Source organism: Streptomyces sp. NPDC088157, assembly GCF_044741545.1.
Classification (GTDB): Bacteria; Actinomycetota; Actinomycetes; order Streptomycetales; family Streptomycetaceae; genus Streptomyces.
Genome location: NZ_JBIUSU010000008.1, coordinates 448,050 through 460,696 on the forward strand (window position 1 = coordinate 448,050; position 12,647 = coordinate 460,696).

General features: G+C 71.4%; 12 protein-coding genes. 4 read left to right on the plus strand and 8 right to left on the minus strand.

What is annotated here, in order from left to right:
• Positions 1–3: 3 nt before the first annotated feature.
• The 3 genes from ACIPFH_RS31715 to ACIPFH_RS31725 all read right to left on the minus strand — a co-directional run bounded on the left by ACIPFH_RS31715 (position 4) and on the right by ACIPFH_RS31725 (position 3,082).
• Positions 4–1,194, minus strand: coding sequence for an acyl-CoA dehydrogenase family protein (locus tag ACIPFH_RS31715; protein WP_401831824.1), 1,191 nt, complete (start codon positions 1,192–1,194; stop codon positions 4–6).
• Between the two features lie 40 nt (positions 1,195–1,234).
• On the minus strand, positions 1,235–1,417 hold the full coding sequence (locus tag ACIPFH_RS31720; RefSeq protein WP_401831827.1) for a hypothetical protein: 183 nt from the start codon (positions 1,415–1,417) through the stop codon (positions 1,235–1,237).
• A gap of 63 nt (positions 1,418–1,480) precedes the next feature.
• Entirely contained in the window at positions 1,481–3,082 is a 1,602-nt protein-coding gene (locus tag ACIPFH_RS31725; RefSeq protein WP_401831829.1) for an MFS transporter, read from the minus strand.
• A 304-nt stretch (positions 3,083–3,386) separates the two neighbouring features.
• Here ACIPFH_RS31725 and ACIPFH_RS31730 point away from each other — a divergent pair, with 304 nt between their 5' ends.
• A complete protein-coding gene (locus tag ACIPFH_RS31730) occupies positions 3,387–4,607 on the plus strand; it encodes a mannosyltransferase family protein (RefSeq protein ID WP_401831832.1) in 1,221 nt (406 codons plus the stop codon).
• Between the two features lie 205 nt (positions 4,608–4,812).
• Complete coding sequence (locus ACIPFH_RS31735) at positions 4,813–5,850, plus strand: phosphatase PAP2 family protein (RefSeq protein WP_401831834.1); 1,038 nt, start codon at positions 4,813–4,815, stop codon at positions 5,848–5,850.
• A gap of 139 nt (positions 5,851–5,989) precedes the next feature.
• On the opposite strand, the gene ACIPFH_RS31740 is transcribed toward ACIPFH_RS31735, so the two are convergent.
• The 3 genes from ACIPFH_RS31740 to ACIPFH_RS31750 form a co-directional block, all read right to left on the minus strand.
• On the minus strand, positions 5,990–6,205 hold the full coding sequence (locus tag ACIPFH_RS31740; protein ID WP_356253674.1) for an I78 family peptidase inhibitor: 216 nt from the start codon (positions 6,203–6,205) through the stop codon (positions 5,990–5,992).
• A gap of 414 nt (positions 6,206–6,619) precedes the next feature.
• Positions 6,620–7,612 (minus strand): helix-turn-helix transcriptional regulator, encoded by a 993-nt coding sequence (locus ACIPFH_RS31745; protein WP_401831837.1) that lies wholly within the window; start codon positions 7,610–7,612, stop codon positions 6,620–6,622.
• A gap of 82 nt (positions 7,613–7,694) precedes the next feature.
• On the minus strand, positions 7,695–8,411 hold the full coding sequence (locus ACIPFH_RS31750) for a transglycosylase family protein (RefSeq protein ID WP_401831840.1): 717 nt from the start codon (positions 8,409–8,411) through the stop codon (positions 7,695–7,697).
• A 542-nt stretch (positions 8,412–8,953) separates the two neighbouring features.
• Here ACIPFH_RS31750 and ACIPFH_RS31755 point away from each other — a divergent pair.
• Positions 8,954–9,736 (plus strand): hypothetical protein, encoded by a 783-nt coding sequence (locus ACIPFH_RS31755; RefSeq protein ID WP_401831841.1) that lies wholly within the window; start codon positions 8,954–8,956, stop codon positions 9,734–9,736.
• A gap of 235 nt (positions 9,737–9,971) precedes the next feature.
• Positions 9,972–10,379 (plus strand): hypothetical protein, encoded by a 408-nt coding sequence (locus ACIPFH_RS31760; protein WP_356253663.1) that lies wholly within the window; start codon positions 9,972–9,974, stop codon positions 10,377–10,379.
• A gap of 61 nt (positions 10,380–10,440) precedes the next feature.
• On the opposite strand, the gene der is transcribed toward ACIPFH_RS31760, so the two are convergent.
• Positions 10,441–11,931: a ribosome biogenesis GTPase Der gene (der, locus tag ACIPFH_RS31765; protein ID WP_401831843.1), complete on the minus strand. Its 1,491-nt coding sequence runs from the start codon at positions 11,929–11,931 to the stop codon at positions 10,441–10,443.
• 87 nt (positions 11,932–12,018) lie between these two features.
• Entirely contained in the window at positions 12,019–12,606 is a 588-nt protein-coding gene (locus ACIPFH_RS31770; protein WP_401831922.1) for a lysophospholipid acyltransferase family protein, read from the minus strand.
• Between the last annotated feature and the right edge of the window lie 41 nt (positions 12,607–12,647).

Genomic DNA, 12,647 nt, shown 5'->3' on the forward strand with positions numbered 1-12,647 from the left:
GGGTCAGCGGAAGGCGTCGAGTCCGGTGAGCGCCTTGCCCAGCACGAGCTGGTGCATCTCGACGGTGCCCTCGTAGGTGAGCACCGACTCGAGGTTGGTCGCGTGCCGCATGACGGGATATTCGAGCGAGATCCCGTTGGCGCCGAGGACGGTACGGGCGGTCCGGCAGATCTCGATCGCTTCCCGTACGTTGTTGAGCTTGCCGAAGCTGACCTGCTCGGGACGCAGGCGGCCGGCGTCCATGCGCCGCCCCAGATGATGGGCGAGCAGAATCCCCTTGTGCAGCTCGACCGCCATGTCGGCGAGCTTGGCCTGGGTGAGCTGGAACCCTCCGATGGGCCGCCCGAACTGCTCGCGGGTCTTCGCGTAGTCGACGGCGGTCTCGAAGCAGGAACGCGCCGCTCCCATCGCGCCCCACACGATGCCGTAGCGCGCGTGGGACAGACAGCTCAGCGGTCCGCGCAGCCCGGTCACCTCCGGCAGGACGGCGTCGGCGGGCAACCGCACGTCGTCGAGCACGAGTTCGCTGGTCACACTGGCCCGCAGGGACCACTTGTGCTTGATCTCGGGCGCGGAGAACCCCGGAGTGCCGGTGGGCACCACGAAACCGCGGATCCCGTCGTCGGTCTGCGCCCAGACGACCGCCACCCCGGCGACGGAGCCGTTGGTGATCCACATCTTGCGGCCGTTCAGCACCCAGTCGGAGCCGTCCCGCTTGGCGTACGTGCGCATGGCGGCGGGATCGGACCCGTGATCGGGTTCGGTGAGCCCGAAGCACCCGATGATTTCACCGGCGGCCATACCCGGCAGCCAGGTCTGCTTCTGCTCCTCGCCGCCGAAGCGGTGGATCGCGTACATGGCGAGGGAGCCCTGCACGGAGACGAGGGACCGGATGCCGGAGTCGGCGGCTTCGAGCTCGAGACAGGCGAGGCCGTACTGCACCGCGCTGGCGCCGGCGCACCCGTATCCGCTGAGCGACATCCCGAGCGCCCCGATGGCGCCGAGCTCCCGCGCGAGCTCCCTGATGCCCGGCAGCTCGCCCTGTTCGTACCACTCGGCGACATGGGGCAGCACCCGGTCCGCGGCCCAGCTCCGCACGGTGTCACGGACCGCGAGATCCTCCGGCTCCAGCAGATCGTCGATCCCGAGCGGGTCGGCGGGGTCGAAGGGCGGCAACTTCGAGGACGCGGACATACGACAGCCTCCGGCAGGAACCAAAAACTAGCACCGCTAGTCACGATGCCCCGGCGACGTTACGACGCGGCCTCCCGCACGTCCAGTACGCGCCGCACAAACCGCAAGCGACGGTCACGGCCAACAGCCACAGCCACAGCCACAGCCACAGCCACAGCCACAGCCACAGCCACAGCCACAGCCACAGCCACAGCCACAGCCACAGCCACCAACGGCGGAGCACCCGGTCAGGAAACGCTCACCGTTCGACCGACAGCGAACAAGTGGGTGTGTATGGGGGATGAACTCACGCGGAGACGCGGGACTCCACGACTTCCCGGGGAGAAGGAAGCTCCACCCCCGCCGACGGTGCCTCGCAGTGCATCACCCGCGGCAACCGCAACGCCATCACCGCCCCCAGCAGCAACAACCCCGCGCTCACCAGCAGCGTGACGTGCAGCCCGTGCACGAAACAGTCCCGGGCAGCCCGCCGCAGCGCTTCCCCCGTAGGCCCGCCGAGCCGCCCGGCGACCTCGTAGGCCTCCCCCAGCGAATGCCCCGCCGCGTCCGACGCCGACGCCGGCACACCCGGCACGGACTTCAGCCCGGGCGCGTACGCGGCGTTCATCACGCTGCCGAGCAGCGCGATCCCGATCCCCGCCCCCAACTGGTACGAGGTCTCGCCGATCGCCGCCGCCCCGCCCGCCTGCTCCGGCGGAGCCTCGCTCAGCATCGACTCGTAGGCCGCGAACAAGGTCGTCTCCAGGCCGAAGCCCAGCAGCAGGAACCCGACCAGCAGCAGTCCCGCGTTGTCCGACCCGCCCATCGCGGTCAGCGTCAGCACCGCCAGCGCCGTGAGAACGAACCCCCCGCACACCATCCGGCGCGGCCCGACCTGCCGGAGCAGCCGCGCCCCTGCCAGCCCCGCCGCCATCGCGGCGAAGGTCAGGGGCAGCAGTCGCAGGCCCGTCTCCAGGGGGGACAGACCCAGCACCAGCTGCAAGTACTGCGCGGCGATCAGTTCGAGGCCCACCAGCGCCAGCATCGCCAGCACGATGCAGCCGACCGACGTACTGAACGCCGGCCGCCGGAACATCCGCAGGTCCACCAGAGGATGGAGTCGGCGCCGCTGACGGCGCACGAACAGCGCGATCAGCACCGCGCCCACCAGCAGCGGGACCACGGTGAGCAGCCCGAGTTCGCCACCGCCCAGCCGCTTCACGCCCAGCACCACACCGAACAGGCCGACCGCCGCCATCAGCGCGCCGACCACGTCCCAGGGGCCGTCCGTCGTGCCCCGTGACTCGGGCAGCAGCAACCGCCCCACCGGCAGGCTGACCAGCATCAGCGGAATGTTGACGAGGAAGACCGAACCCCACCAGAAGTGCTCGAGCAGGAAACCGCCCAGGAGCGGGCCGATCGCGGCGCCCACCGCGGCCACCGCGCTCCAGATGCCGATCGCGAGCGCCCGCTCACGCCGGTCCGGGAACACCTGCCGCAGGATCGACAGCGTCGCGGGCATGATCATCGCCCCGCCCACGCCCAGCAGCGCCCGCGCCAGGATCAGGGTCTGCGCGCTCCCCGCGAACGCCGCCAGCGCGGAGGCGACGCCGAACAGGGCGTATCCGAGCAGCAGGATCCGTCTGCGGCCCACCTTGTCGCCGAGCGTGCCGAACAGGATCAGCAGCGAGGCGCAGACCAGCGGATAGGTGTCGACGATCCAGAGCAGCTCGATGGCGCCGGGCCGCAGGTCCTCGGTGACGGCGGGCACCGCCACGTGCAGCACGGTCGCGTCCACGGCGACCAGCAGCAGGCTGACGCACAGCACCACCAGCACGACCCAGCGGTTGGCACCGGCCCCGGCCGCCCGACGGCGCAGCCCAGCGGCGGCCGTGGTCGTCCCGGACATGTACGTACCTCCCAGGTGATCCCTCGATTCGGCGGGCTCACGGGGTGGGGACTCCCCGCGGCTCGGCCGGAGAGGAGCGGTGATCTCCGGCCCGCGCAAACGAACACGAGTGGAACGCAGCGTACGCGAGTTCGCGCCGGGGCCACGTGGCGGACCTCTCACCGTCCAGGGCGACCCGTGTGGCGTACGCCACTCCCGTGTCACTCCCACGCCAGCCCCCGCGCCCCCTCCCGGCGCCCGTCTCCCGGGACGCCCGGAGGCCCGGCGGCCCCGGTCGTCGGGCCCGCCGTCGATAATCGAGCCCGTGACCGATCTCGAGACGCGCGTGAGGCCCCCCGGCCCCGCGACCCTGCGCCGGGCGGCCCCCGCCCTTCTGGGGTACGCGGCCGTGCGCGCCCTGGGTCTGCTCGTCCTGGCCGTGTGGAGCGCCGCCCGCGACAAGAGCGCGTACACGCTGTTGACCGCCCGCTGGGACGCCCTCTGGTACACCAGGGTCGCCGAGCTGGGATACGGCTACGAGGTCCGTCTGCCGAACGGCGACGTCCACTCCAACCTCGCCTTCTTCCCGCTGCTGCCCTGGCTGGAGAGGCTGCTGCACGCGGTGGCCCCGCTGTCGTACGCCGACGCCGGTTTCGTCGTGTCCCTGCTCGCCTCGGTCGCCGCCGCCTGGGGTGTCTTCGCGGTCGCCGACCATGTGTACGGGCGCCGCGCAGGGGTGTGCGCGGTGCTGGTGTGGGCCGTGCTGCCCGTGGCGATCGTGCAGTCGATGGCGTACAGCGAGTCGCTGTTCACCGCGCTGGCCGCCTGGTCGCTGTACGCGGTGCTCACCGGCCGCTGGGTGACCGCCGGGGTGCTTGCCTCGCTGTCCGGCCTGACCCGTCCGGTGGGGCTCGCGGTGGTCGCGGCCGTGTGGGCGACGGCCGCGGTGTCCTTCCTTCGTGACCGGGAGGCTCGCGCGGAGGTCCCCTTCGCGCGAAACCGATGCGCGGCGCCCGAGCCCGGCGCGCCCACCGGCGAGCGCGCCTCTCGGGTGCCCCGCGCCCTCGGCATGCTCCTGGCGCCCCTCGGCGCCGCGGGATACGTCCTGTGGGTCGGCCATCGCACCGGCAGGGGCCCCCTCGGCTACCTCGACGTCCAGGCGGGCTGGCGCAACGGCTTCGACGGCGGCTACGCCTTCGCCCGCTTCGTCGCCGACAAGTTCACGTCGTTCCCGTCGGCCCTCGCCGGTCTCGGGCTGATCGTCGGCGTCGGCCTGCTGCTGTGGCTGTACGCCGTCTGCGTGCGGCAGCGTCAGCCGCTTCCGCTGCTGGTGTACGCGGGCGTCGTCCTCGCGCTCGCCCTGTGCGCGTCGAGCTACTTCGGTTCCAAGCCGCGGCTGCTCCTGCCCGCCTTCCCGCTGCTGCTGCCCCTCGCCCTGGCCCTGGCCCGGCTGCGGACGTCCAGGTCGGCGCCGTTGGTGGGGTGCCTCGCGGTGGCATCGGCCGTGTACGGCGGGTGGTGGCTCAACGGCAGCGGTCCCCCGTAAAGAGGTATCCGGCTTTTCCGTGAAGCCTTTCTACGTTCTCTAAAACTATCCCCTCGAATGATCAAAGGAATTGAAGGAAGCACTGTTCGACGATTGCTGATTCACAGGAATAATTGCCCTTCTGAGAGCAATCCCACATCACATCGTCATCACAAACCAGCGGAATCGGCCGGGTCTCGAGCTCACTCGCTGTAACGTCGTTTAGGTGCGTACCCAACAAAACCTCACCCGTCTGGACCGGGTGTTCGCCAGGCTCGACCGGGAGCCGGAACGACCGGCCCACATCGATGTGCCGAAGATGAGCAGGCACAGGATCGCGCTGTTCTCGGCGACCCTGGCCTTCTATCTGGCGATCGTGTGGCTCGTGGTGATCACCTCGTGGCTGGTCCGCCTCGACTGGCTGGTCATGTTCTTCCGGCCGTACCAGCAGTGGGCCGGCATCCACTGGTTCGTCGACTACTACGTGGTCCTCGGCCAGCGCGGTCCGACCGCGGTGATGGTCGCCGCCTGGCTCGGCTGGAGATCCTGGCGGCAGCACACCCTGCGCCCGCTGCTCACGCTCGGCGCCTCGCTGCTGCTGCTGAACATCACCGTCGGTGCCGCGAAGCTGGGCATGGGCAGGCTCGGACCGCACTACGCGACCACCATCGGCTCCAACGAGATGGGCCTGGGCGGCGATATATTCCCCAGCGGCCATACCGCCAACGCGGTCGTGACCTGGGGAATCCTGGCATATCTGGCCTCCACCCCGAGAGCCCGCCGCTGGCTGTCCGCCCTCTCCGCGGTGACCTCGCTCGGCGTCGGCCTCGCCACGGTCTACCTGGGCACGCACTGGCTCAGCGACGTGGTGCTCGGCTGGGCCGCGGGTCTGCTGATCCTGCTGGCCCTGCCCTGGTGCGAGCCGCTGATCGCCCGCGCCGAGGTCGCGATCTTCGACCTGCGCGACCGCTGGCGCGAGCGCCGCGTCGGCACGGTCCCGGCTCCGGTTCCGGTCGCCCCGGTCGCCGTACCCGTGCCGTTCAAGTCGGCCGTGACGGCCCAGGACGAGGCTGCCGCCGCGGCCCGCGAGACGGCCGCCCCGGCCCGTTCACCGCGCGCCCCGGTCTATCTGGCGCCCGGTCCGCACACGACCCGCTCGGAGCGCACTCCGGTCACCCCGGTCGGCAGCCGCCGACCACCGCACGCGGACCGTCTCCCCCGCGGTACGACGGCCTCGGCACCCCGCCCCCTCACCGGCGGCTGACCTCCCCGAACGTCTCCGCTCCAGCCTCCCGAACGGCGGGACCCCGGTACGCACAACCCGGTTCCGCACACGAAGGCCCCGGTTCCCGAAGCCAGGAACCGGGGCCTTCGTCGTGCCCGCCTCGACCTCCTCGGACCGCTCAGCCCTTCCAGGCGCGTGCCACGCGCCCGTCGCGTACCTCGAGGTTCAGCCGCCCGAAGCGGTACTCCATGGTGAGGATGGTGCCGGGCGCCAGCGAGCGCACCGTCGACCACCCCCGTTCCCGCGCGAGCCGCTCGGCCCGTGCGGCCTCGAGACCGACGTACCCGTCCGGATTGTCCTGGGGCTCCGCTGGCGGAGTGGGATTCGGTGCCATACCGCCACGCTAGGCCGCGAGCCGCGCCCCGGGAACCCCGGGCCGCCGATACGGATCACCCGGGTCACACTTTCGTCACAGGATCACGACATGCGTTTCGGTCGAACTCCGTCACACGTACGAGCGGTTCCGTACGCCTTCCGTATGCCTTCCGCGCGCATTCGAACGTAATTCCCGCACGCCTTCCGGCATCCCCGAATACCCCGGCGGAGAGTTCACGGAGAACCTCCCCCGGACCCCGCCGCATTCCGATTGCCGACTGCGTCGCGGGAGCTGACTGCCCATAGGAAATACACGGCTCCCCCACACACCCTCCGTACCCGCCCAGGGCGCCGACGGGCCCGGGACAGGGCGGACGAAGGAGCGGACGCGGGCCGCCCACCCCGCTCCGCAGGTCCGTCCACGCGGGTCCGGCTACGCACCGCTGGACGGCTGAGCCCGCGCGGACCGGGCCAGAGCGCCGTCGAGCCGGTCACGGGCCACCCTGATCGCCTCGATCAGCTCCAGGGGCTCCAGGACCTCGAACTCGAAGCCCGCCATCATCACGTGGATCACCATCACGTCGAGGCTCGCGGCCCCGGTGCGCAGGACACAGGCCCGGTCGCCGTCGGGCTCCAGCGTGCCGGCCGAGGGTGAGATCCGTTCGGCGGCCTCGGCCAGCGGCACGAACAGCCGGACGGTGGCCCGGGTGGCGTACGCGCGCGTGGAGACGCCTTGCGAGACGTACGCGGCGAGATCCTCGGCGGGCGGCTCGCGCGGTTCGAAGCGCGGCCCGTGCGGCGCCCTCGGCGCGAGGCGGTCCACGCGGAACGTACGCCAGTCCGCGCGGTCGAGATCCCAGGCGACCAGGTACCAGCGGCGCTCGGTGCACACCAGGCGGTGCGGTTCGACCGTACGGCGGGTCGCCGCGCCGTCGTGCCCCCGGTAGTCGAAGCGCAGGCGTTCGGCGTCCCGGCAGAGGTGGGCGAGCTCGGTGAGGACGGCCGGGTCGACGGCGGAGGGCCGCGGGCCGCGCAGCATCGGCACGGTGAAGGCGTTCAGGGCGCCCACCCGGCGGCGCAGCCGGTGCGGCAGCACCTGCTCCAGCTTCGCCAGGGCCCGCACGGAGGTCTCGCCGATGCCCTCGATGCCCTGCCCGGCGGCCGTCCGCAGCCCCACCGCCACGGCGACGGCCTCGTCGTCGTCCAGCAGCAGCGGCGGCAACTCGGCGCCGGCGCCCAGCTGGTAGCCGCCTCCGGTGCCGGGGCTGGCGTTGACCGGGTAGCCCAGCTCGCGCAGCCGGTCCACGTCCCGGCGCACCGTGCGCGCGGTGACACCCAGCCGGTCGGCGAGTTGGGCGCCGGACCACTCGCGGTGGGCCTGCAGAAGGGACAGCAGGCGCAGCAGTCGGGCGGAGGTCTCCAGCATGCGCCCAGTGTGTCCCACGGGGCGCGGCGGCCCCACCCGGCCGTCCCGCCGGATGGAGCCGCCGCGCCCCTGCGGGGGTCGGTCAGAGCATGAGGCGCTGTCCGGGCACGATCAGGTCCGGGTCACCGCCGACGACGGCCTTGTTGGCGGCGTAGACCCGCTGCCAGGTCAGCCCGTTGCGGGCCGCGATGGTGCTGAGGGTGTCGCCCGCACGGACGGTGTAGTCCCCACGGGTCGTGCCGCGCGAGGTCTGGTTCGCCGAGCGCTCCGGCGCCTTCGACGAACCCGCCTGCGAGGAGCCGGAGCCGGACCGCGAAGAGCCCGACTTCTTCGAGGAACCGGACTCCGAGGAGTTCGATGAACCGGACTTCGCGGAGCCCGAGTCGGCGGAGCTCGACCTGGCGGAGGACGATCCGCCCTGCGGCGCGCTGCCGGACGCCCCGGCGCGCGCCGAACAGGTCGGCCACGCGCCCCACCCCTGGGAGTTCTGCACCTTGGTGGCGACGGAGATCTGCTGTGCCTTGCTGGCCTTGTCGGCGGTCGACGCGTACGCGGTGCCGCCGTAGGCGCGCCAGGTACCGGCGGAGAACTGGAGCCCGCCGTAGTAGCCGTTGCCGGTGTTGATCGACCAGTTGCCGCCGCTCTCGCACTGGGCGATGCGGTCCCACACCCCGCTGTCGGCCGCCGAGGCGTTGCCGGTCGCGGACAGCAGTCCGAGGGGGGCGAGCAGTATCGCCCCGGCGAGGACCGCCGTCCTGCGCGACGACTTGCGGGTGTGGATATCGGCACATTCGGACATGTAGATCCCTCTCTACGAACCCGGGGCTCCCCCTGGCCGGAGCACGCCGCCCGCGCACAAGGACGCGGTCGTCGCACTCGGCCCCGTCCGCCGACGGTCGTACTGCGCGATGTCTGGCTCTGCGCGGCCGGCGGACGTACCCGAGCGGTGCTCGTTGCACACGGCGGAGCAATCTAGGCAGCTGACGAGTCGTTATCAACCAACAGCCCTTCGTCCCAGGCCAGTTGCTGGTTACCGTAGGTAGCGACGATTTCAGGCCACCTACTTCATTCGCTCATTTCCCGATTTGTCGACCAGGCGATCGACCCTTCTGTGAGTCAGCTCACCGATTCAACTTCCGTGACCTCCCCGTTACTTGACATGGAGTGGCGGATTCCGCACGCATCGTGACCGCGCACGCGGGATGGTTCGATTCCGTTCGCCGTCCAGCGTGACCCCGGCCACAGATCACCCGTTGTCTTGTTCATGAGCCGGGGACCGACCCGGATCTCGAGCCGGGAGCCACCCGCCTCGCCCACGCACCGCATCCGAGGGAGTCACCCGTGCCGCGCATGCTCGACGTCAGCGACGAGGTACGCGCCGAGATCGGCGACGAAGAAGCCGACCGGCTGCTCGCCGGAGACAACGCCCCGGGCAGTTACGACTGCACGTCCTGCCGCACCCCGGGCGACTCCGAGAACGAGCACACCAGCACCGTCCTGTTCATCGGGGACGAGACCGCCGTCCTCGCCTTCGCCCACTCCACGTGCCTGCCCTCGCAGGTCGTCCAGGTCACCGAGGAGCAACTCCAGGGCGCGGTCCGCTCCATCAGCGGCGACACCGTCGACCTGCACCCCGACAAGGTGGCACCCGAGCAGGCGGTGCTCGGCATCACCAGCGGACTCGTCCTGATCGCCGGGGAGCTGCACCCGGCCCTGGTCGTCGAGCCCACCGCGCCCATCGTGCGGCCCGGCACGACCGGCGCCGGGGACGACTTCCTGCCGCTGCTCATCGAGCAGGGCTTCATGCCGCTGTCCCAGCTGACCGAGGTGCCGCCGGTACAGCACGGCTGGTCCGTGCTGCTGGCGATGGGACAGCTGCACGCGGTGCTCCAGCCCTCGGTGAACGGCGGGCAGCCGGTCGCCTGGTGGCAGGCGCACCAGCCGTTGCAGGTGACGGAGGGATGGCGGGCCGCCGCCAACAAGCACCAGCAGGTGCTGATGTTCGCGGCGCCGGTGGGCTCCATCGGTCGTCAGCCCCGCGAGGACCTGCTGCGGGACGCGCTGGACAAGGCCGCGGCCAACGGGCAGTTGGTCGGGGCGGCTCTTCCGCTCGCCGGGACCTGAGCTCGTCCACCGGAGCGGGGACGGCGGTCGTACGACGGCCGAGAGGCTGTGCGAGGACGGTGGTCGAGACCGTGCACGGACGGGGTTGCCGTGCACGGGCGGGGGGCGAAACCGTGCACGGTGGGTCGCACCGACGCGACCGAGCCGGTCCGAACGCAGCTCCGCGCCCTCCTGAGGTCGGCCGAGGCCCGCTGTCGAGCCGCATCTCTTCCAGTGCCGCGTCGTTTGGACATACGTGCACACCTACGACGTTCCCCGCCGCCCGTCCTTCCAGTCGATCCCGACCGCGCGACCGGCGCAGGACTCCCAGGGCGGCCCATCGGCCACGCCGATCTACGACGCGCTCTACGCCGAGTACGTCAAGACGTTCCGCTCGCTGCCGGGTGACCGCAGCGGCGAGGACGAACTGGGGTTCACCGCTTTCGGGAACATCCCGCACCACACGAGCTCCTATCCGGCGCCCCGCCCGGGCTCGTTCAGCAGCTCGTACAGCGCCTACAGCGCGGGGGCGCAGAGCGCACGGCACGGAGTCGGGCAGCAGTCACAGTGGCAGCGGGTGGGGCAGCTCGGCACACAGCCCACGCCCACCACGCTGCAGCACATCCCGGCGGCGCTCCCGCCGGGATCCCGGAGGACCTTCTGACCGACGGTCATGGCTGGAGGGCGGCACCCGTCACGGGTGCCGCCCTCCAGCCATGTCACCGCTACTTCTTCTTGCTCTTGTTGGCGCCGCGCTTCTCGCGCACCCGCACCGAGATGTGGATCGGGGTGCCCGGGAAGCCGAACTCCTCGCGCAGCCGGCGCTCGATGAAGCGCCGGTAACCCGCCTCGATGAAGCCGGAGGCGAAGAGGACGAACCGCGGGGGCTTGGTCCCGGCCTGCGTGCCGAAGAGGATGCGCGGCTGCTTGCCGCCCCGGACCGGGTGCGGGTGGGCGGCGACCAGCTCGCCCAGGAAGGCGTTGAGGCGGCCCGTCGGGACGCGGGTCTCCCAGCCGGCCAGGGCGGCCTCGATCGCCGGGACCAGCTTCTCCATGTGCCGGCCGGTGCGCGCCGAGACGTTCACCCGGGGCGCCCAGGCGACCTGGGCGAACTCGGTCTCGATCTCCCGCTCCAGGTAGTAGCGGCGCTCCTCGTCGAGGGTGTCCCACTTGTTGTAGGCGATGACGAGGGCGCGGCCCGCGTCCACTGCCATGGTGACGATGCGCTGGTCCTGGACCGAGATGGACTCGGAGGCGTCGATCAGGATGACCGCGACCTCGGCCTTCTCGACGGCGGCCGCGGTGCGCAGCGAGGCGTAGTAGTCGGCGCCCTGCTGGAGGTGGACGCGCTTGCGGATGCCCGCCGTGTCCACGAACTTCCAGGTCACGCCGCCGAGTTCGATCAGCTCGTCGACCGGGTCGCGGGTGGTGCCCGCGATCTCGTTGACGACGACGCGCTCCTCGTTCGCCACCTGGTTCAGCAGCGAGGACTTGCCGACGTTCGGGCGGCCGATGAGCGCGATGCGGCGCGGGCCGCCGACGGCGGTGCCGAAGGTCTGCGCGGGAGCCTCCGGCAGGGCTTCCAGGACGGCGTCCAGCATGTCGCCGGTGCCGCGGCCGTGCAGCGCGGAGATCGGGTGCGGCTCGCCGAGGCCCAGGGACCACAGATAGGCCGCGTCGGCCTCGGCGCTCGGGCCGTCGACCTTGTTGGCGGCCAGCACGACGGGCTTGCCGGCCTTGCGCAGCAGCCGCACGACCGCCTCGTCGGTGTCGGTGGCGCCGACCTTGGCGTCGACGACGAAGACGACGGCGTCGGCCGCCTCGATCGCGTACTCGGCCTGCGCGGCCACGGAGGCGTCGATGCCGAGGACGTCCTGCTCCCAGCCGCCGGTGTCGACGAGCTTGAAGCGGCGGCCCGCCCACTCGGCCTCGTAGGTGACCCGGTCCCGGGTGACGCCCGGCTTGTCCTCGACGACGGCCTCGCGGCGGCCGATGATCCGGTTGACCAGGGTCGACTTGCCGACGTTCGGGCGGCCGACGACGGCGAGCACCGGCAGCGGCCCGTGGCCGGCCTCCTCGATCGCCCCCTCGACGTCCTCGATGTCGAAGCCCTCGACGGCGGCGAGCTCCATGAACTCCGCGTACTCGGCGTCGCCGAGTGCCCCGTGATCGTGCTCGAAGGCGTCCGAGCCGTCGGGCTGGATATGGTCGTTCATGAAGTCCGTACCTCGTCGTTCATTCGTGGTGATCGGTGGAGCAGCCGTTTTGTGCGGATTGATCCACTACTCGGTATTCAGTGTCGCTCAGCGCCCGGTCAGGCGCCTGGCGTTTTCCAGGTGTGCGGCAAGATGCTTCTGGATGCGCTCGGTGGCCGCGTCCAGCGCCTTGCGGGTACGCCGCCCGCTGCCGTCGCCCGCCTCGAACGCGTCGCCGAAGACGACGTCGACGCGGGAGCGCAGCGGAGGCAGCGCCTTTATCAACCGCCCGCGCCGTCCGGAACTTCCCAGCACGGCGACGGGCACGATCGGCGCCCCGCCGCGTACCGCGAAGTACGCGAGACCGGCGCGCAGGGCGGCGAAGTCGCCCTCGCCACGGGTGCCCTCCGGGAAGATCCCGAGGACCCCGCCCTGCTCCAGCACGCCCAGCGCGCGGGTGATCGCCGTCCGGTCGGTGGTGTCCCGGTCGACCTTGAGCTGGCCGATGGCGGTCAGGAACGGGTCGAGGGGGCCGATGAACGCTTCCTTCTTGATCAGGAAGTGCGTCGGCCGGGGCGCCACGCCCATGACCATCGGGCCGTCGACGTTGTGGGAGTGGTTGATCGCGAAGATCAGCGGGCCGCTCGCCGGCACCTTCCAGGCGCCCAGCACACGCGGCTTGAACAGCCCGTACATCAGGCCGACGCCGATGCGCCGCCCGACCTCGGCGCCCCTCT

Excerpts from the sequence above, each read along its gene's own strand:
- ACIPFH_RS31750 (WP_401831840.1), bottom strand. The coding sequence starts at position 8,411 with ATGTCCGAATGTGCCGATATCCACACCCGCAAGTCGTCGCGCAGGACG.
- ACIPFH_RS31745 (WP_401831837.1), bottom strand. The coding sequence starts at position 7,612 with ATGCTGGAGACCTCCGCCCGACTGCTGCGCCTGCTGTCCCTTCTGCAG.
- der (WP_401831843.1), bottom strand. The coding sequence starts at position 11,931 with ATGAACGACCATATCCAGCCCGACGGCTCGGACGCCTTCGAGCACGAT.
- ACIPFH_RS31715 (WP_401831824.1), bottom strand. The coding sequence starts at position 1,194 with ATGTCCGCGTCCTCGAAGTTGCCGCCCTTCGACCCCGCCGACCCGCTC.
- ACIPFH_RS31770 (WP_401831922.1), bottom strand. The coding sequence starts at position 12,606 with ATGTACGGGCTGTTCAAGCCGCGTGTGCTGGGCGCCTGGAAGGTGCCG.
- ACIPFH_RS31725 (WP_401831829.1), bottom strand. The coding sequence starts at position 3,082 with ATGTCCGGGACGACCACGGCCGCCGCTGGGCTGCGCCGTCGGGCGGCC.
- ACIPFH_RS31740 (WP_356253674.1), bottom strand. The coding sequence starts at position 6,205 with ATGGCACCGAATCCCACTCCGCCAGCGGAGCCCCAGGACAATCCGGAC.